This is a genomic window from Thermoanaerobaculia bacterium, from assembly GCA_035717485.1.
In the GTDB taxonomy this organism is placed as follows: domain Bacteria; phylum Acidobacteriota; class Thermoanaerobaculia; order UBA5066; family DATFVB01; genus DATFVB01.
Genome location: DASTIQ010000006.1, coordinates 34,347 through 54,431 on the forward strand (window position 1 = coordinate 34,347; position 20,085 = coordinate 54,431).

The 20,085-nt window shown below is 68.3% G+C and carries 20 protein-coding genes and 1 tRNA gene; 15 read left to right on the forward strand and 6 right to left on the reverse strand.

All coding sequences use genetic code 11. The features are described 5' to 3' along the window. Nucleotides 1-164: 164 nt before the first annotated feature. The 3 genes from VFS34_00265 (at nt 165) to VFS34_00275 (ending at nt 2,714) form a co-directional block, all read left to right on the forward strand. Entirely contained in the window at nt 165-1,193 is a 1,029-nt protein-coding gene (locus VFS34_00265; protein ID HET9792866.1) for a hypothetical protein, read from the forward strand. Nucleotides 1,194-1,326: 133 nt separating this feature from the next. Continuing rightward, a complete protein-coding gene (locus tag VFS34_00270; protein ID HET9792867.1) occupies nt 1,327-2,508 on the forward strand; it encodes an alkaline phosphatase family protein in 1,182 nt (393 codons plus the stop codon). Nucleotides 2,509-2,522: 14 nt separating this feature from the next. Beyond that, entirely contained in the window at nt 2,523-2,714 is a 192-nt protein-coding gene (locus VFS34_00275; protein HET9792868.1) for a hypothetical protein, read from the forward strand. Between the two features lie 51 nt (nt 2,715-2,765). Here the strand turns inward: VFS34_00275 and VFS34_00280 are convergent, their stop codons facing one another. Further along, nucleotides 2,766-3,917, reverse strand: coding sequence for a hypothetical protein (locus tag VFS34_00280; GenBank protein ID HET9792869.1), 1,152 nt, complete (start codon nt 3,915-3,917; stop codon nt 2,766-2,768). A 182-nt stretch (nt 3,918-4,099) separates the two neighbouring features. Between VFS34_00280 and ygiD the strand changes: the two genes are divergently transcribed. Continuing rightward, on the forward strand, nt 4,100-4,879 hold the full coding sequence (gene ygiD / locus VFS34_00285; protein HET9792870.1) for a 4,5-DOPA dioxygenase extradiol: 780 nt from the start codon (nt 4,100-4,102) through the stop codon (nt 4,877-4,879). A gap of 338 nt (nt 4,880-5,217) precedes the next feature. Here ygiD and VFS34_00290 read toward each other — a convergent pair whose 3' ends face one another. Beyond that, nucleotides 5,218-6,480 carry an Nramp family divalent metal transporter gene (locus VFS34_00290; GenBank protein ID HET9792871.1) on the reverse strand — a complete coding sequence of 421 codons (1,263 nt, stop codon included), beginning with the start codon at nt 6,478-6,480 and terminating at the stop codon, nt 5,218-5,220. A gap of 241 nt (nt 6,481-6,721) precedes the next feature. On the opposite strand from VFS34_00290, the gene VFS34_00295 reads away from it, so the two are divergent. The 8 genes from VFS34_00295 (at nt 6,722) to VFS34_00330 (ending at nt 12,797) form a co-directional block, all read left to right on the forward strand. After that, the gene (locus VFS34_00295; GenBank protein HET9792872.1) at nt 6,722-7,708 is read left to right on the forward strand and encodes a methyltransferase domain-containing protein; all 987 of its coding nucleotides are present in this window, start codon (nt 6,722-6,724) and stop codon (nt 7,706-7,708) included. Between the two features lie 248 nt (nt 7,709-7,956). Further along, entirely contained in the window at nt 7,957-8,391 is a 435-nt protein-coding gene (locus VFS34_00300) for a YciI family protein (GenBank protein ID HET9792873.1), read from the forward strand. Between the two features lie 56 nt (nt 8,392-8,447). Beyond that, entirely contained in the window at nt 8,448-8,858 is a 411-nt protein-coding gene (locus VFS34_00305; GenBank protein ID HET9792874.1) for a VOC family protein, read from the forward strand. 25 nt (nt 8,859-8,883) lie between these two features. Continuing rightward, nucleotides 8,884-9,222, forward strand: a complete 339-nt coding sequence (locus tag VFS34_00310; GenBank protein HET9792875.1) for an MGMT family protein — start codon at nt 8,884-8,886, stop codon at nt 9,220-9,222. Between the two features lie 12 nt (nt 9,223-9,234). Continuing rightward, nucleotides 9,235-9,311 (forward strand) — tRNA-Pro (locus VFS34_00315). A gap of 249 nt (nt 9,312-9,560) precedes the next feature. After that, nucleotides 9,561-10,436: a substrate-binding domain-containing protein gene (locus tag VFS34_00320; protein HET9792876.1), complete on the forward strand. Its 876-nt coding sequence runs from the start codon at nt 9,561-9,563 to the stop codon at nt 10,434-10,436. Nucleotides 10,437-10,639: 203 nt separating this feature from the next. Then, nucleotides 10,640-11,698: a DUF2911 domain-containing protein gene (locus VFS34_00325; GenBank protein HET9792877.1), complete on the forward strand. Its 1,059-nt coding sequence runs from the start codon at nt 10,640-10,642 to the stop codon at nt 11,696-11,698. 7 nt (nt 11,699-11,705) lie between these two features. Further along, nucleotides 11,706-12,797, forward strand: coding sequence for an alpha/beta hydrolase (locus VFS34_00330; GenBank protein ID HET9792878.1), 1,092 nt, complete (start codon nt 11,706-11,708; stop codon nt 12,795-12,797). A gap of 10 nt (nt 12,798-12,807) precedes the next feature. On the opposite strand, the gene VFS34_00335 is transcribed toward VFS34_00330, so the two are convergent. The 4 genes from VFS34_00335 to VFS34_00350 all read right to left on the reverse strand — a co-directional run bounded on the left by VFS34_00335 (nt 12,808) and on the right by VFS34_00350 (nt 15,272). Next, a complete protein-coding gene (locus VFS34_00335) occupies nt 12,808-13,050 on the reverse strand; it encodes a hypothetical protein (GenBank protein ID HET9792879.1) in 243 nt (80 codons plus the stop codon). Nucleotides 13,051-13,195: 145 nt separating this feature from the next. Then, entirely contained in the window at nt 13,196-14,083 is an 888-nt protein-coding gene (locus VFS34_00340) for a universal stress protein (GenBank protein HET9792880.1), read from the reverse strand. Next, a complete protein-coding gene (locus tag VFS34_00345; GenBank protein HET9792881.1) occupies nt 14,080-15,003 on the reverse strand; it encodes a sulfite exporter TauE/SafE family protein in 924 nt (307 codons plus the stop codon). Before VFS34_00345 ends, VFS34_00340 begins: the two co-directional genes overlap by 4 nt. Beyond that, nucleotides 15,000-15,272 carry a hypothetical protein gene (locus tag VFS34_00350; GenBank protein HET9792882.1) on the reverse strand — a complete coding sequence of 91 codons (273 nt, stop codon included), beginning with the start codon at nt 15,270-15,272 and terminating at the stop codon, nt 15,000-15,002. The genes VFS34_00345 and VFS34_00350 overlap by 4 nt, the downstream gene beginning before the upstream one ends. A gap of 351 nt (nt 15,273-15,623) precedes the next feature. Here VFS34_00350 and VFS34_00355 point away from each other — a divergent pair, with 351 nt between their 5' ends. Genes VFS34_00355 through VFS34_00365 form a run of 3 tightly spaced genes read left to right on the forward strand, consistent with a single transcriptional unit; the run spans nt 15,624 to nt 20,085 of the window. Next, entirely contained in the window at nt 15,624-17,729 is a 2,106-nt protein-coding gene (locus tag VFS34_00355; protein HET9792883.1) for a dehydrogenase E1 component subunit alpha/beta, read from the forward strand. A gap of 9 nt (nt 17,730-17,738) precedes the next feature. Continuing rightward, nucleotides 17,739-18,182: an MgtC/SapB family protein gene (locus VFS34_00360; protein ID HET9792884.1), complete on the forward strand. Its 444-nt coding sequence runs from the start codon at nt 17,739-17,741 to the stop codon at nt 18,180-18,182. 22 nt (nt 18,183-18,204) lie between these two features. Then, nucleotides 18,205-20,085 carry a glycoside hydrolase family 127 protein gene (locus VFS34_00365; protein HET9792885.1) on the forward strand — a complete coding sequence of 627 codons (1,881 nt, stop codon included), beginning with the start codon at nt 18,205-18,207 and terminating at the stop codon, nt 20,083-20,085.

Sequence of the window (20,085 nt, forward strand, 5' to 3'; positions counted from 1 at the left end):
CGTTGCCGGCCGGTGGCGACGGCGCTATCCGGCGACCGCGCTCCCTGCGAAGCCAAAACTGATCATCCGGCAATAGTAACGCGTCGCCGGAGGTACCCATTCCCTGCCCGCTCAGCGGGTTGCCTCCGGAAACTCTCGTGCCCGGGTCGCGTAATATCCGGGAGATGACCGACGCCGAGGCCCGCCGCCCCCTTCCGGCCGCTTTCTGGGCGTCGGCGGGACTGATCGCGGCGGTCTGCGCCGCGATCGTGCGCACCCCGCTGTTCGAGCGCGCCCCCGAGATGGGCGCGTTCGGGGTGACTTTCGACTTCTGCGTGACGATCCCCGCGCTCTATTACGCGCTCGTCGTACGCCGGGGAGCTCACCCCGCGACGCTCATCCCGGTCTTCGGCGGAGGGATGCTCCTGGCGCGGCTCGTCGTCCCCCGAGGCCACCAGGAGTTCCTCCACTCGCTCGCCCCGCTCGGCTCGGTCCTCGATCTCGTTCTCCTCGCGGTCGTCTTCGCGCGCGTCCGGCGGATCTCGCGGGTTCTTCGGGCGGCGGACGCGGCGGACCCGGTCGAAAAGATCCGCATCGCGTGCGAGGGCATCTTCGGCGCCGGGCGGCTGGCCGGCGCGGTCTCCGCCGAGATCGCGATTCTCTGGTATGCGCTTTTCTCGTGGCGCCGGACGACGGCGCACGCCGAAACGCGTCGGCGCCCCTCCGCGGACGGTCTCACGTTCTACCGCGCGAGCGGATGGCCGACGGTCCTCGCCGTCGTGTTCCTCCTGATCGCGGGGGAGGGCTTCGGCGCCCACCTCCTCCTCTCGCGATGGAGCATCCGGGCGGCATGGACCTTCACCGCTCTCGACTTCTACTCGGTCCTGTGGCTCCTCGGCGACTTCCAGGCGCTGCGGCTGCGTCCCGCGACTTTCGACGGAGAGACGCTCCGGCTCCGGTTCGGCCTGCGGTGGTCCGCCGAGATCGACGCCTCGAACATCGAAACGGTCGACCGGGTCGCCCCGGGCGAGTTCCCGAAGTCGCGCGACACGCTTCGCTTCTCGATGCTCGACGAGCCGCGATACGCGATCCGGTTCCGTGAGCCGGTGGCCTTCCGCGGGATCGCGGGGCTGGAACGGCGGGTCCGGGCGGTGGGCGTCCTCCCTGACGGAGCGGCCGATTTCGAAGCCCTTTTCGCCGGCTTTCTTTCCTGATTCTCGCTTTTCCGACCTCACCCCGCGCGACTCGCCGCTCGTCACTGACTTCCGGCGGCACGTCGATTGCTCCCTCCCTCTCCCGTGGCGCCCGGCGCGAAGCCGGTTTCCCGCGCCGGAAAGGAACGTGAACGTGAATTCGCAGAGTCCGCGCGCCCGAATCGCCACGGCACTCCTCGTCGCGCTCGCCACCGCCGCCGTGGCCGGAGCCGCCAAGCGTGACAAGGCACTTCCGCTTCCCGAGAAGTCGGGAATCCAGCACATCGTCGTCGTGATGATGGAGAATCGCTCCTTCGATCACCTGCTCGGATGGCTTCCCGGCGCCGACGGGCGGCAGACGGCCACCTATACCGACAAGAACGGCAACCCGCAGCCGACCTACCCGCTCGCTCCCGATTATCAGGGGTGCGCGTACGCGGATCCCGACCACTCCTTCGACGGAGGCCGGATCCAGCTCGACGGGGGGCTCTGCGACGGGTGGCTGCTCGCCGGGACGGACGACCTGTTCCCGATCGGTTACTACGGGCAGAGCGATCTCGCGTTCCTCGGACGCGCGGCGGGCGACTGGACGGTTCTCGACCGTTATTTCGCGCCGGTTCTCGCTCCGACGTATCCGAACCGGATCTACCAGCACGCGGCGGTGACGGACCGCCTCGACGACTCGATTTTTCCCCCCTCGACCCTTCCGACGATCTGGGACCGGCTCGCCGAAGAGGGATATTCCGGGCGCTACTACGCGAGCGACATTCCGTTCCTGGCCCTCTGGGGAACGAAATACGCCTCGATCACGCGGACGTACGACGACTTCCTCGCCGACTGCGCCGCGGGCACGCTGCCGGACGTCGCGTTCGTCGACCCGCCGTTCAACGGCGAGTCGAACGGCACGTCCGCCGACGACCACCCGCACGGCGACATCCGCGCCGGAGAATCCTTCCTCGACCGCACGTACGAGGCGATCGTCGCGAGCCCCGACTGGTCGTCGACCGTCCTCGTCGTGAACTTCGACGAATGGGGAGGGTTCTTCGACCACGTTCCGCCGCCCGCCGCCGACGACGTGGATCCGGCCTTCACGCAGCGCGGCTTCCGCGTTCCCGCCCTCGTCATCTCGCCGTGGTCCCGGCGCGGCTGGGTCGGCTCGAACGTGTACGACCACACGTCGGTCCTGAAGATGATCGAGTGGCGGTTCCATCTCCGGCCGCTCTCGGTGCGCGACACGAACGCCCGAAACCTCGCGGAGGTCCTCGATTTCTCCAACCCGAGTCTGTCGGCGCCCGCCTACGGCGTGCCCGACTTCACCCCGACGGCATGTCCATGAACAGGAGGAAACCCATGTCCGGCAAGAGAGAGCTGATCGAACCGCACCCCGGAGACAAACGCTTCGTGCGGCGGGACGACAAGGGACAATTCTCCGACGTCGTCGACGTCGGCAAATCGCTGTCGCAGGATCGCCGGCAGCATTCGAACACCGTGGCCAGACCGGGGGAAGGCGACCGCGGCGATCGACCGTCGAAGAAGAAGTGACCTATTCCCCGCTCACGGCCGTGAGCGGGGAATCGTCATCGCGCCCGCAGCTCAATCCGCGCCGCGCGACCTTCCGATCGAGAAGTCCGCGCCGCCGCCGAGCGTGAACTGCGTGATCGGGAAATGTCCTCCGCGCCGCACGGACAACTCGACCGGCGGGAGGGCGCCGGCCGGATCGGTCATCGACACGGTCTCGCCCCCCTGGATCACGCGAACGTAGCCGCGCAGGTGGACGCCGGGCGAGATCCGGTGCCGTGCCGCGAGATCCCAGACGACCTCCCGGGTTCGGGAGACGGAACGGTAGCCCGCATCGAAATATCGAGTCTCTTCCCCCAGGATCGCCATGGCGACGAACGGCAGCCGCGACCGGTCGGCCCCGATCGAGAAGGACAGGTCGGTGCCGCCCCACGTCTTCTCGACGAAGAGCGAGGCCGCCGAGAGCGTCGCCCGCTCCGTGTACGAGACGTGGGCGAAATCGGGAACCCTCTGTTCGTTGACGTCCATGTCGGTCGCTTCCGCCTCGGCCGACGCACCGAGAGAAAACGTACCGTGCCGCCATCGCCCTTCGATCTGGCCCCCCGGCATCCATTGCTTTCCCTGGCGGTAGACGAAGGCCGTGTTGTATTTCCCCTCGGGGCGGACCTCGCGGAACGCCGCGCCGATCTCCGCGTTCGTGAACCGGTGCCTCCAGCCGATCGAGACGTCCACGCGCTGGGCGAAGAGATCGCGCTCCTCGGAGAACTGGAACTTCGATCCGCCCAGGTTGACGAGATCGACGATCTTGTGGACGCGCTGAGCGACGGCCGCCTCCACCGAATCGCGCGCCCCGAGGGGAATCCGCGCCCCGGCCTCGAAGTTCTCGTAGCGCCCGGTGCCGGTCGCCACGACCGCGTCGGGGATCCGGAACGTCTGGCTCTGCTCGTCGTGCGAGTTGGCGATCGAGAGACGCGCGAACCACTCGCGCGCGGGGGTTCCGGCGCCGAGACCGGGCGCGGCATCCCCGGCATTTCCCATCCCGACGAGGAGGAACTTCGGCGTCACGTCGGACGCGTCGTTGTGGAAGACGGTGGGACTGTCGTCCCGGCGCTCGAGCGTCGCGTACGACGCCGCGAACTCGGCCGAGAGCCCCGGAGAAGCGGGAAGTCCCGTCCGAAGGAGCGACATCCCGCAGAACACGCACGCGGTCAAGAGGTCGGGAGTCATGCGGCGCGCATCCTATCGTGGGCCGGCGCGGCGATGCATCGAGCCGGGCGGGCGCGTGCCGCCCGCCGTCGCGTGACGGGCGCACATCAGAAGCGCCGAGTCAAGCGGCTCAGCCGCTTCGACTCGGCCTAACTCGGCCTTGTGGATTGACACGGCGCCGGCCCGGCGAAACGATCCAGTTCGTGCCGACCACGATGCCCACACTTTTCTTCGGTCACGGAAACCCGATGAACGCGATCGAGGAGAACGCGTGGACGCGCGCGTGGGCGGCGATCGGGAGCGCCCTTCCGCGTCCGGCCGCCGTGCTCGCGATCTCCGCACACTGGTACGTCCCGCAGACGGCGGTCACCGCGATGGAGAGTCCCCGCACAATACACGATTTCGGCGGGTTTCCGCCGGAGCTCTTCGCGGTGCGGTACCCGGCGCCGGGGAGTCCCGCGCTCGCCGAGCGCGTCGCGGATCTCCTGTCGCCGCTTCCCGTCGAGCGCGACCGGCGGTGGGGGCTCGACCACGGCGCCTGGTCGGTCCTGTGCCGCGTCTACCCCGACGCCGACGTCCCCGTGGTCCAGCTGTCGATCGACGAAACCCGGCCACCGATCTTCCACTACGAGGTGGGGAAGCTCCTGGCTCCGCTCCGCGACGAAGGCGTCCTCGTGATCGGCAGCGGAAATCTCGTCCACAACCTGCACGCCTATGCCTGGGGTCGTCATCCGGTCGCCCCGTTCGACTGGGCGGTGCGTTTCGAGGAGCGCGCGCGCCGTCTCCTCCAAGAGGGCGACGACGGCCCGCTCGTCGACTACGAGTCGCTCGGGCCCGACGCCAGGCTCTCGATTCCGACCCCCGACCATTACCTGCCCCTCCTGTACGTGATCGCCCTGCGGCGCCCGGGAGAGAAGGTAACGTTTCCGGTGGAGGGGGTCGATGGGGGATCGATTTCGATGCTGAGCGTCCGCGTCGGCTGACGCACCGTCGGCAGGCGGGGCGATGCATCGAGCCGGGCGGGCGCGTGCCCGCCGGCCGCCGGCACGACGTACGTTCTCAGTACGCCTTAGCCGACGGCCGGCTGCCCGCATCCCGCCGGGCTCGCGCCTCGCCGCGCCTCGATCACCTCGTTGCCATCGCCCTGGCGCCTTCCAGGACCATGTACGCCTTGCCGGCCGGCCGGCCCGCCCGGACCCGTCTTCCAACCCGTCTGGCCGCGCCCTGAGTCTGTCGGGCAGCCGGGGAGACGTGGAGGTGAGGCAACGTCTCGGACGGACGTTGAGGCGCGTCGAGAGCCGAGCGAGACGCGCGTGCAAGCCTAGAAGACGAACATGCCGAGGGCGGCGCCGAACATCAGGAGCGTGGTCAGGCCCACGATCACCCGGCTCGCGACCGAGCTGGGCTGGTGCGCCATCAAAGTCCGATCGGATGCGACGACGAGGACGCCGACGAGCAGGAACGGCGCGAGGATCCCGTTGAGGACCGCGGACCAGAACAGCGTGCGGACGGGGTTCAGCCTCGCGAGGTCCATTCCGATCCCGACCGCCGTCGCCAGCCCCGCCACGAGATAGAACTGTTTCGCGCCCCGGAGCTTCTGATCGAGTCCCTGTCGCCAGCCGAAGGTCTCCGCGAACGCGTACGCGGCCGAACCGGCGAGCGTCGGGATCGCGAGGAATCCGACCCCGAGGATGCCGACGGTGAAGAGCGCTGCCGCGAGCTTTCCGGCGAGCGGAGCGAGCGCCTGGGCCGCTTCCTTCGTCGTCCGGATTTCCGTCGTCCCGTGGACGTGGAGCGTCAGCGCGGTCGTCAGGATCACGAAGAACATCACGAGGTTCGAAGCGAACGTTCCGACCCCCACGTCGATTCGCCGGTCCGTGATCTCGCGGGACGTCGCGCCCTTCCGGCTCACCAGCATCCGCCGCCCCATCGCCTTCTCCTCTTCGACCTCCTGGGAAGCCTGCCAGAAGAAGAGGTAGGGACTGATCGTCGTTCCCAGGATCGCGACGAGGGTCGCCCAGGCTTCCCTCCCTTTCGGCATCGAGGGGACGAACGCGTCCCGCGCGATCGTTGCCCAGTGCGGGTGAACGAGGAACGCGGTGACGACGTAGGCGCCGAGCGCGAGAGCGAGCCACTTGAGCACCGACGCGATCTGCGCGTATCGCAGGCGCACGGTCGCGATCATGATCGCGGCGGCGAACGCCACGACGGCGATATGGGAATTGACGCCCGTCAGCATCTCGGCGGCGTCGGCCATTCCGGCGAGGTCCGCGCCGATGTTGATCGCGTTCGCGGCGAGGAGAGCCACGGCCGCGGCGACGAGGAGCGGCTGCGGAAACTTCTTCCGGAGGGCCCCCGCGAGGCCGCGGCCGGTCACCATCCCGATCCGGGCGCACATCATCTGAACGGCGGCCATCAGAGGCCAGGTGAGGAACGCCGTCCAGAGCAGGCCCGTCCCGAGCTGCGCGCCGGCGATCGAGTAGGTCGCAATCCCCGACGGATCGTCGTCCGCCGCGCCGGTGATCACGCCCGGGCCGAGGGCGGCGGCCACGCGGCGCGGGAGGGACGGGCGTCGGGAGGTCACGACGCGGATGGTAACGCGGCGTTGAAACTCTTCCTCGGGCAGGGACATAATTTCGCCTCCGTTCCCCGACAAGGAGGCCGCATGAACCGGATCGCCGCGCTCTTCGCCGCCGCCCTCTGCCTCGCCGTCCCGGCGGCAGAGCCCGCTCCCGCGCCGCTCCGTGGGGTTCCGCCGGGAGCCGTCTGGATCTGACGTCGAGCGGAACGGCGACCGGGACGGTGACCCTGACGAAGCCGGGCGCTTGACCTACGTCTGTCCGCGCTGCCACGGAGCGCTCTCCTCCGCGGAGGAGGCGCTCGTGTGCGACGCCTGCGCCCGCGCGTATCCGGTCGAGGACGGGATCGCCGATTTCTCCGAAGGGGAGTACTACGACGCGTTCTCGTCGGAGCGCGACGTCACTCCCGTTCTGCTGCAGGGCCTGGAGGACGAAGTCGCCGGGACCCGCGCGCGCGTCGGGAGTTTCTTCCTCCCGCGGCTGCGTTCGCGCTTCGGCCGAGTCGAGGGGCTGCGGATCCTGGACTGCGGGTGCGGCAACGGGCTCGCGACGGACCTGCTCGTCGCGGCGGGCGCCGATGCATGGGGAAACGATTCTTCGAAGCTCCGCCGCTGGCAGTGGCGCGGTCGGGAGAACCCCGCCCGGCTCTGCGTCGCCTCGGGTTCCCGCCTTCCGTTTCCCGCCGCCTCTTTCGACGTCGTCGTGAGCTCCGGCGTCCTCGAGCACGTCGGCGTCGTCGAGACGGCCGGCCCGCCGTACGCCGTCCGTCCCGCTCCGACGCGCGACGACGAGCGCCTGGTGTTTCTCCGCGAGCTCCTGCGGGTCGTCGGGCCTTCGGGAGTCGTGTGGCTCGACTTTCCGAACGGCGCCTTTCCGATCGACTTCTGGCACGGGACCGGAGCGGGCGGCGCGCGCTTCCATTCGACGAGCGAGGGTTTCCTCCCGAAGGTGGGCGAGGTCCGGAAGCTCGTCCGCCGGGTCGATCCCGCTCTTCGGCTCCGCGCCGTCAGCCCTTCCGGGCGCCTCCAGTTCAAGCGCGTGCGGAGGCGCTGGTTCGGCAAGCTCTTTTCTCCCGCGATCGCCGCCTTCTTCTCGGCGATGAAGGTGCCGGGCCTCCGCGGTCTCGCGGCTTCGCCTCTGAATCCCTATCTCGCGCTGGAGATCGAGAATCCGGCCAGGAAGATCAACCCGCCGGGAAGGCGCGACGCGCTCGGTCCGGGGGAGGGCGGCTGAGACGCCTCGGGGTCGGACTCTTCGGGGAGGCCGGAAGAGACGTCCTGGGGGCGTCCCCAGGCCGGAAGGACGGAAATCCGGGCGGACGAGGCCGAAACCGGTACTGATTCCGTCGCCCTTTCTGGTACTTGCTTAAATCTCCGGTTTTCGTCGAATGAGCTGTCGATTCCGCCGGTTCTGGGTCATCGTGAGATCGAGCCGGGAATGGCAGACTCGAAAACGGGGACGACGGAAGAAGGGAGTCGACGATGAGGTTCATGGTGATGGTCAGGGCGACGAAAGAGTCCGAAGTCGTGGGCGCCATGCCGAGCGAGAAGATCCTCGCCGAGATGGGCGCTTTCAACGAGCAGCTCATGAAAGCGGGGGTCCTGCTGGCGGGGGAGGGCTTGCAGCCGAGCGCGAAGGGGGCGCGCGTGAAGTTCTCCGGAACGAAGCGGACGGTCGTCGACGGTCCCTTCCCCGAGACGGACGAGCTGATCGCGGGGTTCTGGATCCTGCAGGTGAAGTCGAAGGACGAGGCGATCGAGTGGGTGATGCGGTGCCCGAATCCGTTCGAGGGGGAGTCGGAGATCGAGATCCGGCAGATCTTCGAGGCGGAGGATTTCGGCGCGGAGTTCACGCCCGAGCTCCGCGAACAGGAAGAGAGAATGCGCAGGGAGATGGAGAAGCGGAAGACGTCGTGAACGCCGGCGCTCGCGCCGGCGCGGGAAGTGGCATTTCTTCGGGAAAGGAGTGAATCGTGAACCTGGAACCGTATCTCGCGTTCAACGGGACGTGCGCGGAGGCCTTTCGGACGTACGAGAAGATCCTCGGGGGAAAGCTCGAGATGATGAAAAACGGCGAGTCGCCGGTCGCGGACCAGACTCCCGCCGATCAGCGCGACCGGATCCTGCACGCGCGGCTCGACCTCGGCGGCGGGGCGGTCGTGATGGGCTCGGATGCTCCGCCCCAGTACTTCACGAAGCCGCAGGGCTTCTCCGTCGCGATCGGCGTGACGAAGACGTCGGAGGGGGAGCGAATCTTCAAGGCGCTCTCCGAAGGCGGCGAAGTGAAGATGCCCTTTGCGAAGACTTTCTGGGCGGAGCGCTTCGGGATGTGCATCGACCGGTTCGGCATCCCCTGGATGGTCAACTGCGAGAAGGAAGGCTGACGCTGCCCGACGTCTTCGGGGGCCGGTGAGGACGCCCCCCGGCCTTTCGCCGTCCTATCGCGCGATCTACCGGGTCGTCGCGAAAATCCCCCGCGGGCGTGTGGCGACGTATGGCCAGGTCGCGCGGCTCGCGGACCTCGAGGGCCACGCCCGGCTCGTCGGCTACGCGCTGCATGCGCTGCCGGACGGCGCCCCCCTCCCCTGGCACCGGGTCGTCAACGCGAAGGGCATGGTCAGCCGGCGGCGGAGCGGCTCGGGGCACGACGTGCTTCAGAGGCGAATGCTGGAGCGCGAAGGCGTCCGGTTCGAAGCCGAGGGGCGGCTCTCGCTCGCGACGTTTCGATGGCAGCCGCGGGTGCGATAATCGTCGGCGTCTCGGGGCGTAGCGCAGCCCGGTAGCGCTCCTGCTTTGGGAGCAGGAGGTCGTCGGTTCAAATCCGACCGCCCCGACCATTTTTTCCAATGGGTTACGACCCCATTCCTCCCGCGCGCGCGAGGGACGAGTTCAAGAAGTCAGGCAAATTGGGGAGTTCGGAGCAGTCCCGCGCTCTGGAACGGCCCTGCAGAACTCTCGCTTCGCGAATTCGAATGCAAACAAGGAGAGCAGTTGAGAGGATTCCTCTTGCAGGAGAGATATAGGGAGTAGCGGTAGCCTGAGATCGGGTCGTGGACTCCTGATTGTGCCGAAGGAGAACTCGAGAAATGGCAAAAGCGCTTCGATTCGTCATCGTCCCGAAAGTCGCGCACCCCTGGTTCGACGAGGTACACAAAGGCGCGCAGGATCAGGCCGAAATCCTGAGCCGTGAGCTTGGTGTCGAAATTGTGGTCGACTATATGCCGCCGTCGATTGCGGACGTCGCCGAGCAGAACGCGATCCTGGAAAAGGCCGCCCGCCGCCGCCCGACCGGCATCGCCGTCGATCCGGTCGACGCGATAGGCCACATGACGGCGATCAACCACATCAGGGATCAGGGGATTCCGGTGGTTCTCTTCGACTCACCATCGCCGGATCCCGGCATCACCTGCGTCGGCAACGACTTTGCCCAGCAGGGAATCGTCGCGGCCGAGCGTCTCGTGAAACTGATCGGGTACGCCGGCAAGGTGGCGGTGATGCAGGGATATCCCACGGCGCCAAACCACAAAGAGCGCTACGAAGCTCAGATGGCCGTCCTGGGGAAATATCCCGGTACATTCATTGTCGACGGCGGCATGGACAATGACGACATCGAGACTGCTCGCCGGCAGGCCTTGGCGGTTCTCGAATCGCATCCCGATCTGAGTGGTTACCTGTGCTGCGATGCTTCGGGTCCCATCGGCATCGCCACCGCCATCAAGGAGGCCGGGAGGGTCGGCAAAGTGAAAGTCGTCGGCATGGACGGGATCAAGCCGATACTCGATGCCATCAAAGAAGGCGTGATCGAGTCCTCGTCGGCAACCATTCCGAAAATGCAGGGCTCGATGTCCGTCCTGATGTTGTGGCAGGCATCGCTGGGCGTTCCGCTGCCTCGGGCCGTCGATACGGGCATCGACGTGATCACGCCGGAAAACGTGGACGAATATCTGGCGGCTGCGGTCTAAAGACCCGACACCGTAGGGCACGGCGGCGCGTGCCCCCGAAGGCATCGTCGTTCGGGGACCGATCGGGGGTATCGAACATCTCGTTGCCGCGGTCGCGTACTCGCGTGCGCGTCGCTGAACTCGGGCCGTTCGGCGACGCTCCCCGCCGGCCCCTCCGAAAACTTTCGTCCGTCCGGTTCGTAGCGACAAGGACGGAGAGAATCATGAAGAAGAGCTTCACCATCGCGGCCGGCCTGGTTCTAACGGCCGGGCTCGCCCGCGGCCAATACGTCCTCGACCTCCCGGAAGCGAGTCCCGCGGCCTCCGCGATGCAGACGATCGGGATCACCGACGTCGAGGTCCGCTACCACCGGCCGGCGGTGAACAAGCGGAAGATCTGGAACGGTCTCGTGCCGTACGGGGTGGTCTGGCGCGCGGGCGCCAACGAGGGCACCACGATCTCCTTCTCGACGCCGGTCACCGTCGAGGGAAAACCCGTGGACGCGGGCACCTACGGGCTCTTCATGATCCCGGGGGCTTCCCGGTGGACCTTGGCGCTCAGCCGCTTTCCCGGGGGGTGGGGGACGTACAGCTATGATCCCTCCGAGGATTCCGCCCGCGTCGACGTCTCTCCGCAGCCGCTCGCCGAGCCGCAGGAGCGCCTCCTCTACACGTTCGACGATCTCGCCGACGACGCTGCGACGCTTTCGCTCCGGTGGGAGAAGGTGAGGATCCCGGTCCGGATCGCGGTCGACGTTCCGGCGACGGTGCGCGTCTCGGTTCGGGACGAGCTCCGCGGCGGCAAGCACTGGAACGCCGACGCGTGGGCTCAGGCGGCGCGCTGGGAGCTCGCGCACGGCGGGGTCGACGCCGCGCTCGAGATGGCGGACCACGCGCTCTCGCTCGCGGAAACCTTCTCGACGCTGCGGACGAAAGCGGCCGTTCTGGAGAAGAAGGGAGACTCGCGGGGCGCGGCGGCGCTCCGTGACCGTGCGAAGGCGATCGCCAACGAGGCCCAGGCGATCATCGTCGCCGTCTCGACGTTGAACGCGCAGAAGAAATACGACGACGCGATCGCCTGGCTGTCGGACTACGCCGCGAAGCACCCCAACAGCCGGGAGCTGTGGCGGGTCCATGCCCAGCTGGGCGACACCTATCTCGCCCGGAAAGACCGCGCCCGCGCGCGGGCCGAATGGGACAAGGCCATGGCGCTTGCTCACGACACGGCGGAAAAGGTGGAAGTCCAGGATTCGATAAACGCGGCGGGGGCCGAAGGGGAGTGATCGGCCGATGATTCCGCGACCCGCGCTTCGCGCCCTCGGTGCGGTGGTCCTCACGGGACTCGGTCTCGCGCGGCTCGCGGCGGCCGCGGGCGAGTTGCCGCGTAAGGGCGGCTCCCGTTCCGAGACGTATCCCGGAATCGCCGTGGAATACGGGAGCGTCGCGGCGCCCGGGGGACCGCGTCTCCGGACGATCGTCACGAAACCGGCGGGCGCATCGGGCCGTCTTCCGGCGCTCTTCCTCGCCGGCTGGCTTTCCTGCGACTCGGTCGAGGCGCCGGACGGCGCCTCCGATTCGACGTCCGCGACGATTCGCGGACTCGCCTCGCGCTCCGGAATGCTCTTCTACCGGGTCGACAAGGCGGGGGTCGGCGACAGCGAAGGGGTGTGCGGCGAAACGGATTTCGACGCGGAGCTCGCCGGCTACCGTGCCGCGTTCCGGCAGCTTCGCGCCCGAGCCGACGTGGATCCCTCGCGGATCTTCGTCTTCGGCTGGAGCAACGGCGGAGGCTTCGCCCCGCTCGTGGCCGAAGACGCGCCGGTCGCCGGGTACGTCACGGCCGGAGGCTGGGTGAAGACCTGGTTCGAGCACATGATGGAAATCGAGCGGCGGCGCATGACGCTCGCCGGGAAGGCTCCCGGCGACGTCAACGAAGTCATGCGGAAGACGGCCGCGTTCTACGTCCTCTATCTGAATCGCGGCATGACTCCCGCCGAGATCGCGAAGGAGAGGCCTGAGCTCGCGGGGGTGTGGTCCGACGAGCCCGAGCGGCAGTACGGCCGCCCGCTCGCGTACTACCGGCAGCTCCAGGGGCTGAATCTCGAAGAGGCCTGGGCGCGCGTCGCCGTCCCGGTCCTCGCGATCCACGGCGAGTACGACTTCATCATGAGCCGGGAGGATCACGAGCGGATCGTCTCGATCGTGAACGCCCGGCGAGCAGGCGCCGCCCGGTTCGTCGAGGTGCCGGGGATGGACCACGTCTTCGCCCGGCACGCGTCCGCGGTGGAGGGAATGACCCGGATGGGAACCGGACCGTTCGCCGTGGACGCGCTGGAGACGATCCTCGCGTGGCTGAAGGAGCAGACCGCGCCGGCGAAGTGAGCGGGCGCGTTCAGCGTCTCCGCAAGGCCACGATCGCGGCGATTCCCCCGATCGCGACCGCGGCCACTCCGGCCCCGCCCCAGATCTCCGCTCCGTCGAGGTAGACCTCCGCGCCGGACGGATCGACCGGCATGCACGCGCGGTATTGGCGCCAGCTGCCCGCCGCGCGCGTGAAGGCGAAACCGACGGCGATGAAGGCGGCGACGGCGACGAGGAGAGCGAAGGCTCTCGGAAAACGGCGGGGCGACGGCACGGGCCGATTATCCCCGCTGCGCAGGCCGCCGTTCGGCCCGGGAAACGCCTCGCGCGGGGAAGAGAACGGTTCCCGCGCGGGGCGCCGGCTCTTCGAAAGAGGGCCCCATCGAAGGTCTCCCCACTCGTGACTCTCGGACTCGCGACTATCCTTCCCTCAGGATCTTCCACAGATCCTTCAGGAGTCCCGCGGGGCTCGATCGGACGATCAGGACGGGAACGTTCGCCCGGACGATCACGTCGCGGGTGACGCTCCCCAGCATCGACGTGCGGAGCCGGCCCCGGATCGGCGAAGAGCCGACGACGAGGAGCTGAGCGTCGATGCGCCGGCAGACGTCGAAGATCGTGCGTTCGATCGAGTCGCTCTCCTCGAGGACGAGAGTCGCGGCGACCTCCTCCTTCTGGAAGATCGCCAGCTGGTCGCGCAGCACTCGCGCGAGACGGCTCTCGCCGGCGAGCAGCCGGTCGGGAGTTCGCGGCACCGGCGCCCAGGCCCGGTACATCTCCGGCGCGACCGGGAGGATGTGGAGGAGCGAAACCTGGGCGGCGAGGCACCGGGCGAGCGTCGCGACGAACCGGACGCCCTTCTCGATGTAGCGTTCGCCCCCGGTGCAGACGAGGATCCGCTCGACGGAGGGCTTCGCTTCCCGGGGAATGAGCAGGACCGGCGTGTCCACGGTCTTCGCCAGCTGCCAGACGGCGAGCGAAAGGCGCCGTCCTTCGCGCCCGGTCCTCGCCGAAGCCCCGAAGACCGTCAGGTCGTATCCGTCGCGCGCCTTCTTCGCCGCTTCGGCGATCAGCTCGCCCTCGACGATCGCCGTTTCGACGGCGACGGAAGACTTGCCGAGGGTCGTCGTCGCTTCGGCGAGAGCCCGCTCGAGATCGGTGCGCACCTCGCCCGCGCGCGCGACCGAGAAGGCGGTCACGGCCGCGCCGCATCGCGCCGCGAAGAGGCCGGCGAACCGGGTCGCCGTCTTCGCGGCTTCGGAGTCCGCGACGAGAAGAAGGACCCTCCCGATCGTTTTGTCGCTCACAGCAGCCCCCGATGATGCAGCTCGTAGAGGAGAGTCGCCGCTCCGAGGATCGGCAGCGGCGCGAAGGCGAGGCGGATCCCCGGCCCGTGGAACTTCTCGGTCGCCTGCGCTCCGATCTGCGCTCCGATCGCGGCGCCCGTGTGCATGACGAGCGCGATCAGGATGTCCACGTTTCCCTTCAGCGCGTGCGAGAAGGTTCCGTAACCCGCCGAGAGGATGATCTCGAAGAGATCCGTCCCGATCGCGACGTGGGTCGGGACCCCGAGCACGTAGACGAGCATCGGCATGCGGATGTATCCCGCTCCGCCGCCGAGGAAGCCGGAGAAGAATCCGCCGATCAGGGAGATGCCGAGCACCGCCCAGAACGAGACCCGGATCCCGGAGATGGGCAGCCGGATCATCGGCCGGATGCGGACGCCGTGGATCCACTGCCAGAGGGAGTTGAAGTGGAGGCGGTCTTTCTTCGGCGCGTTCCTGGTCCGGATCTTTCCCGTCTTGCTCGCGCGGCTCCGCCGCAGCGCACCGAGGCTCTCCCAGATGATGAACGCGGAGATCACGAGGAGGACGATCGAGAACGACAGGCCGAGCGCGACGTCCGCGTGCTTCGTGCGCTTCAGGGCCTGAACGAGCCGCGCTCCGACCTCGACGCCCGGAATCGTCCCGAGCGCCATGAGAAGACCGAGCTTGATGTCGACGTTGCCGAGCGCGCGGTGTTTCTTCGCCGCGACCACCGACTTTCCGACGATGTGCGCGATGTCGGTCCCGACGACGTAGTTCATCGGGAGACCGAGCACGTACAGGGCGGGTCCGGCGAGGAACGAGCCGCCGACGCCGAAGAATCCGCCGAGAATTCCGACGACGAAGCCGACGGCGATCAGCCACGGCGTCGCGATCGTGACGTGCGAGATCAGGAACGTCATCGCCTTCGGCCGTTCGAATCCCGCCGGAAGAGCCCGACGAGGACCTTCGTCAGGAGCTCCAGCACGATTCCCTGCAGGAGGATGAGGAGGATCGCGGTGAACGCGTACGTGACGCGGTGGCGCTCGAACATGACCGCGAGGGGGCGGTCGAGCGTCTTCAGGACCAGGAGGAGATAGCCGACGATCAGCGCCGAATAGACGACGAGCTCGAGCCACATCCGGGAGCCGTCCATCCGCTCGGACTCGGACGATTTGCGCGAATTGCTCACTCGGGCCAAGCCGGAGAGCAAGGCGGGGGCCAATCCCCGCCGGCCGCGCGGCGCGGTGCGTCCGCGCCGGGAACCGCGGTCCGGTTCCGGGCCGGCGCCCGGGAACACCGATGGCGATCGTGGCGTTCGGAGCGCCGCCGCCCGGACCCGAAGGGAGCCGCCCCGCTCCGAACGATCTCTGCGTCACGCCTCGGGCCTTCGCCGCGCCGAAGTGGCTTCGGCCACGCCGGCGGGCCCGACGCTCCCGGCGTCCGCTCCCACGGCGCGTCTCGACCTCGTTCAACGGCGGCAGGCTCGGCGCGTTCGCTATCCGCGTTCCGGGGCACTAAAATCCGCTCACGGAGGGCGTTCATGGCGTCGGAAGCACGAGTCGAGAAATACCACGGTTTGGACGCTTCGACGCTCGTCGCCGCGTACCGGAACATCTACCGTTCCCGGCGGGTGGACGACAAGGAGATCCAGCTCAAGCGACAGAACCGAACGTACTTCCAGATCAACGGGGTGGGACACGAGGCCGTGCTCACGGCCGCCGGCATGGTGGTCAAGCCCGCGCACGACTGGTTCATCTGCTACTACCGCGACCGTGCGCTGTGCCTCGCCCTCGGCGTGACGCCCTACGAGATGTTCCTCGGCGGAACGGGCGCCAAGGACGATCCCGCCTCCGGCGGCCGGCAGATGCCGTCGCACTGGGGACACAAGAACTTCAACCTCGTGTCGAAGTCGTCCTGCACGGCGATGCAGTTCCTGAACGCCGTCGGAATCGCGGAAGCCGGGATGCGGATGGCGAAGATTCCGGGTCTCCAGGAAAAGGCCTTCCGCTCCGACGAAATCGTCCTCGTCTCGGGAGGCGAGGGGCAGACGGCGGAAGGAGAGTTCTGGGAATCGCTCAACACCGCCTGCAACCTGAAGCTCCCGGTCCTGTATCTCATCGAAGACAACGGGTACGCGATCTCGACGCCGGCGGAAGTGGGGCTCGCGGGGGCGTCGATCTCGAAACTCGTCCGGGGGTTCCCGAATCTCTTCGTGACCGAGGTCGACGGCTGCAACTTCCTGGAGTCGTACGACGCGCTCCGGTACGCCGCGGAGTACTGCCGGCTCCGGAAGGGCCCGGCGCTCGTTCACGCCCACGTGATCCGCCCCTACTCGCACTCCGTTTCCGACGACGAGAAGCTCTACCGTCCCGCCCCGGAGCGGGAACGGGAGCTCGCGCGCGACCCGGTCGTCAACTTCGCGAAATTCCTCGCCGCGGAGGGCGTCGCGAGCGAGGCGGAGATCGCCTCGCTCCAAAAGGAGATCGACCGCCAGATCGACGAGGACGCCGAGCGCGCGCTCGAGGCGCCGCTACCGGCGCCGGAGAGCGCCCTTCAGTGGGTCTATTCGCCCGACGTCGATCCGACGTCGTCCGCCTTCGACGGGCCGAAGAAGGAGGAAGGCGATCCGCAGACGATGGTCGATCTCATCAACGCGTGCCTGCGCGACGAGATGAAGCGCGATCCGCGGATCGTCGTGTTCGGAGAGGACGTCGCCGACGCCTCGCGCGAGGCGGTGCTCGGAGAGGTCAAGGGGAAGGGGGGCGTGTTCAAGGTCACGCACAATCTCCAGCGCCTGTACGGGCACGAGCGCGTCTTCAACTCGCCGCTGGCGGAGGCGAACATCGTCGGCCGGGCGGTCGGGATGGCGGTGAAAGGGCTGAAGCCGGTCGTCGAAATCCAGTTCTTCGACTACATCTGGCCCGCGTACATGCAGCTCCGGAACGAGCTCGCGACGATGCGGTGGCGCTCCGGAGGGAACTTCTCCGCGCCGGTCGTCGTGCGCGTTCCCGTCGGCGGCTACATCGCCGGCGCCCTCTATCACTCGCAGTGCGATCCCGTGATGTTCACGCACGTTCCCGGCCTGCGGGTGGTGCTGCCGTCGAACGCCCAGGACGCCAACGGCCTCCTCCGAACCGCGATCCGCGGGGACGATCCCGTGATGTTCCTGGAGCACAAGCACCTCTACCGCCAGACGTACAACAAGGGCCCCTATCCGGGGCCGGATTATTCGATCCCGTTCGGCAAGGCGCGGATCGTCCAGGAAGGCTCGGACGTGACCGTCGTCTGCTTCGGCGCGCAGGTGCAGCGCTCGATCGTCGCCGCGGCGAAATCGAAGGAAGCGTCCGGCGTCTCGACCGAGATCATCGACCTGCGCTCGCTCTCGCCCTACGACTGGGACGCGATCGCGACGTCCGTGAAGAAGACGAGCAAGGCGATCGTCTGCTACGAGGACCCGATCTCGTGGGGCTACGGCGCGGAGATCGCCGCGCGGATCTCGGGGGAGCTCTTCGAGTGGCTCGACGCCCCGGTCGCGCGCGTGGCGGCGACCGACACCTTCGTCGGCTACGCGCCGACTCTCGAGAAGTTCATCCTGCCCCAGATCGAGGACATCTCGGCCGCCATCGAGAAGATCGCGAAGTACTGACCCTCGATCATGTGGCCCGACGACCTCTCGCTCCTGCTCCGGCTGCTCGCCGCGGGCGGGTTCGCGGCCGTTCTCGGCTGGGAGCGCGAGAAGGCGGGGAAGTCGGCCGGCCTCCGGACCCACATCCTCGTCGGGATCGGCGCGGCGATGTTCGTCGCGCTCGCGCGCGTCACCGCGGCGGAGTCGGGCGGGACGAACGCGAGCGTGCTGCGCCTCGATCCGATCCAGGCGGTCGCGACGGGGATCGGATTTCTCGGGGCGGGGCTCATCTTCAAGAGCGAAGACAAGGTCCACGGCCTCACGACCGCGGCCTCGATCTGGACGACGGCCGCCGTGGGGTTCGCCTGCGGGATCTCCCATTTCGTGCTCGCGGCGGGGGCGACCGTGATCCTCTTCGCCGTGCTCCGCTTCCTCGCGCGGTTCGAAAGGGCGGAGGGCACGACTCGCCGCTGATTCGAGGCATACACTTCCGGTCGTGATCTCCCGGCGGGGATTCGTTCGCGGCGCCGTCTCGACGGCGGCGCTTCTCCGGGCCGCCCGTTTCGCCTTCGGGGCGCCGGCGGCGCCCCCGGCGGCGGAGGGCCTCCTGGCGTTCGACCTCCCCCGGGTGCGGCTCCTTCCGGGACCGTTCTTCGACGCGGCCGGGGTGAATCGCCGGTTCCTGATGAACCTCGATCCCGATCGCCTGCTCCACACGTTCCGGGTCACCGCGCGAATTCCCTCCTCCGCCGATCCGCTCGGCGGATGGGAGGCGCCGGAAAACGAGCTCCGCGGGCATTACACCGGGCACTACCTGTCGGCGCTCGCGATGCGGTTCGCGGCTTTCGGGGACGACGAGGCGAAGTCCCGGGGCGGCGCGATCGTCGAGGCGCTCGCGAAGTGCCAGAAGGCGCACGGAAACGGCTATCTCTCCGCCTTTCCCGAGGAGCTCTTCGACCGGCTCCGCCGCGACGAGCGCGTCTGGGCGCCGTTCTACACGCTCCACAAGATCCTCGCCGGGATGATCGAAATGGCGACCCTCGCCGAAAACGCGCAGGCGCTCGACGTCGCCCGCGGAATGGCGAACTGGACGGCGCGGTGGACGCAGCCGCTGGGCGAGGCGGCGATGGCGCGCGTCCTCGAGCGCGAGTACGGCGGCATGAACGAGGCGCTCTACGACCTCGCGGCGATCACGGGCGACGAGAGCCTCCGCGACGTCGCCCGCCGCTTCGACCACGAGCGGATCTTCGCGCCTCTCGCCGAGGGCCGCGACGAGCTCAAAGGCCTTCACGTCAACACGACGATCCCCAAGATCGTCGGCGCCGCCCGCCGGTACGAGCTGACCGGCGAGCGCCGGTATCGCGACGTGGCGGAATACTTCTGGCGGGAGGTCACCGCGCGGCGCGCCTACTGCACGGGGGGCACGAGCAACGGCGAGAGCTGGAACGCCGCACCGGGCGTCATCGCGGGGGAGCTCTCGGGATACACGCAGGAATGCTGCCCGACGTACAACATGCTGAAGCTCACCCGGCACGTCGCGGCATGGGCGGAGGACGCCGCCCCCGCGGAATACGCCGAGCGTGCGCTCTGGAACGGCATCCTCGGAACCCAGCATCCCGCGGACGGGTCGAAGCTCTACTACGTGCCGCTCGCTTCCGGGTACTGGAAGCTCTTCGGGACGCCTCTCCACGATTTCTGGTGCTGCACCGGAACGGGGAGCGAGTCGTTCGCGAAGGTCGGCGAGCAGATCTGGAGCCGCTCCGGCGAGGCCGCCGTCGTCGATCAGTTCATCGCTTCGGAGCTGGACTGGAAAGAGAAGAAGCTCCGACTCGTCCAGGAGACGCGCTTCCCGGAAACCCCGGAGACGAACGTCGTCGTCCGGGCGGCCGAGCCGGTTCGGGCGGAGATCCGGCTCCGGATCCCCTCCTGGACGGAGGGCCGCGCGGCGGGAACCTTGAACGGCCGTCCGGTCGAGGGCTTCGCGGCGCCGGGAAGCTGGTGGTCGCTCGACCGCGTGTGGCGCGACGGCGACAGGGTGTCGCTCACGCTGCCGATGCGGGCGCGCTTCGAAGCGACTCCGGACGATCCTTCGACGCAGGCCGCGATGGTCGGGCCGATCGTGCTCGCCGGAAGGCTCGGAAAAGAGGGGCTGACGCCCTCGACGCTGCGCGCCGAGCCGACGAAGCCGCGCACCGTCCCGGAGTACAAGCTCGATCCGGTATCCGCTCCCGAGCTCCGCGGGGCGTCATTGTCCCCGGGGGCCCGTCCTCTCGAGTTCCGGGCCGCGACTATCGACGGCCGCGCGATGGAGCTCGTGCCGTTGAACTCCCTGTTCGACGAGCGTTACGCGGTGTACTGGAAAATCCGGAGCGCGTGA

Coding starts and splice junctions, on each gene's coding strand:
- VFS34_00355 (HET9792883.1), top strand. CDS start 15,624: ATGGCGTCGGAAGCACGAGTCGAGAAATACCACGGTTTGGACGCTTCG.
- VFS34_00360 (HET9792884.1), top strand. CDS start 17,739: ATGTGGCCCGACGACCTCTCGCTCCTGCTCCGGCTGCTCGCCGCGGGC.
- VFS34_00330 (HET9792878.1), top strand. CDS start 11,706: ATGATTCCGCGACCCGCGCTTCGCGCCCTCGGTGCGGTGGTCCTCACG.
- VFS34_00275 (HET9792868.1), top strand. CDS start 2,523: ATGTCCGGCAAGAGAGAGCTGATCGAACCGCACCCCGGAGACAAACGC.
- VFS34_00325 (HET9792877.1), top strand. CDS start 10,640: ATGAAGAAGAGCTTCACCATCGCGGCCGGCCTGGTTCTAACGGCCGGG.
- VFS34_00265 (HET9792866.1), top strand. CDS start 165: ATGACCGACGCCGAGGCCCGCCGCCCCCTTCCGGCCGCTTTCTGGGCG.
- VFS34_00320 (HET9792876.1), top strand. CDS start 9,561: ATGGCAAAAGCGCTTCGATTCGTCATCGTCCCGAAAGTCGCGCACCCC.
- VFS34_00345 (HET9792881.1), bottom strand. CDS start 15,003: ATGACGTTCCTGATCTCGCACGTCACGATCGCGACGCCGTGGCTGATC.
- VFS34_00280 (HET9792869.1), bottom strand. CDS start 3,917: ATGACTCCCGACCTCTTGACCGCGTGCGTGTTCTGCGGGATGTCGCTC.
- VFS34_00300 (HET9792873.1), top strand. CDS start 7,957: ATGAGGTTCATGGTGATGGTCAGGGCGACGAAAGAGTCCGAAGTCGTG.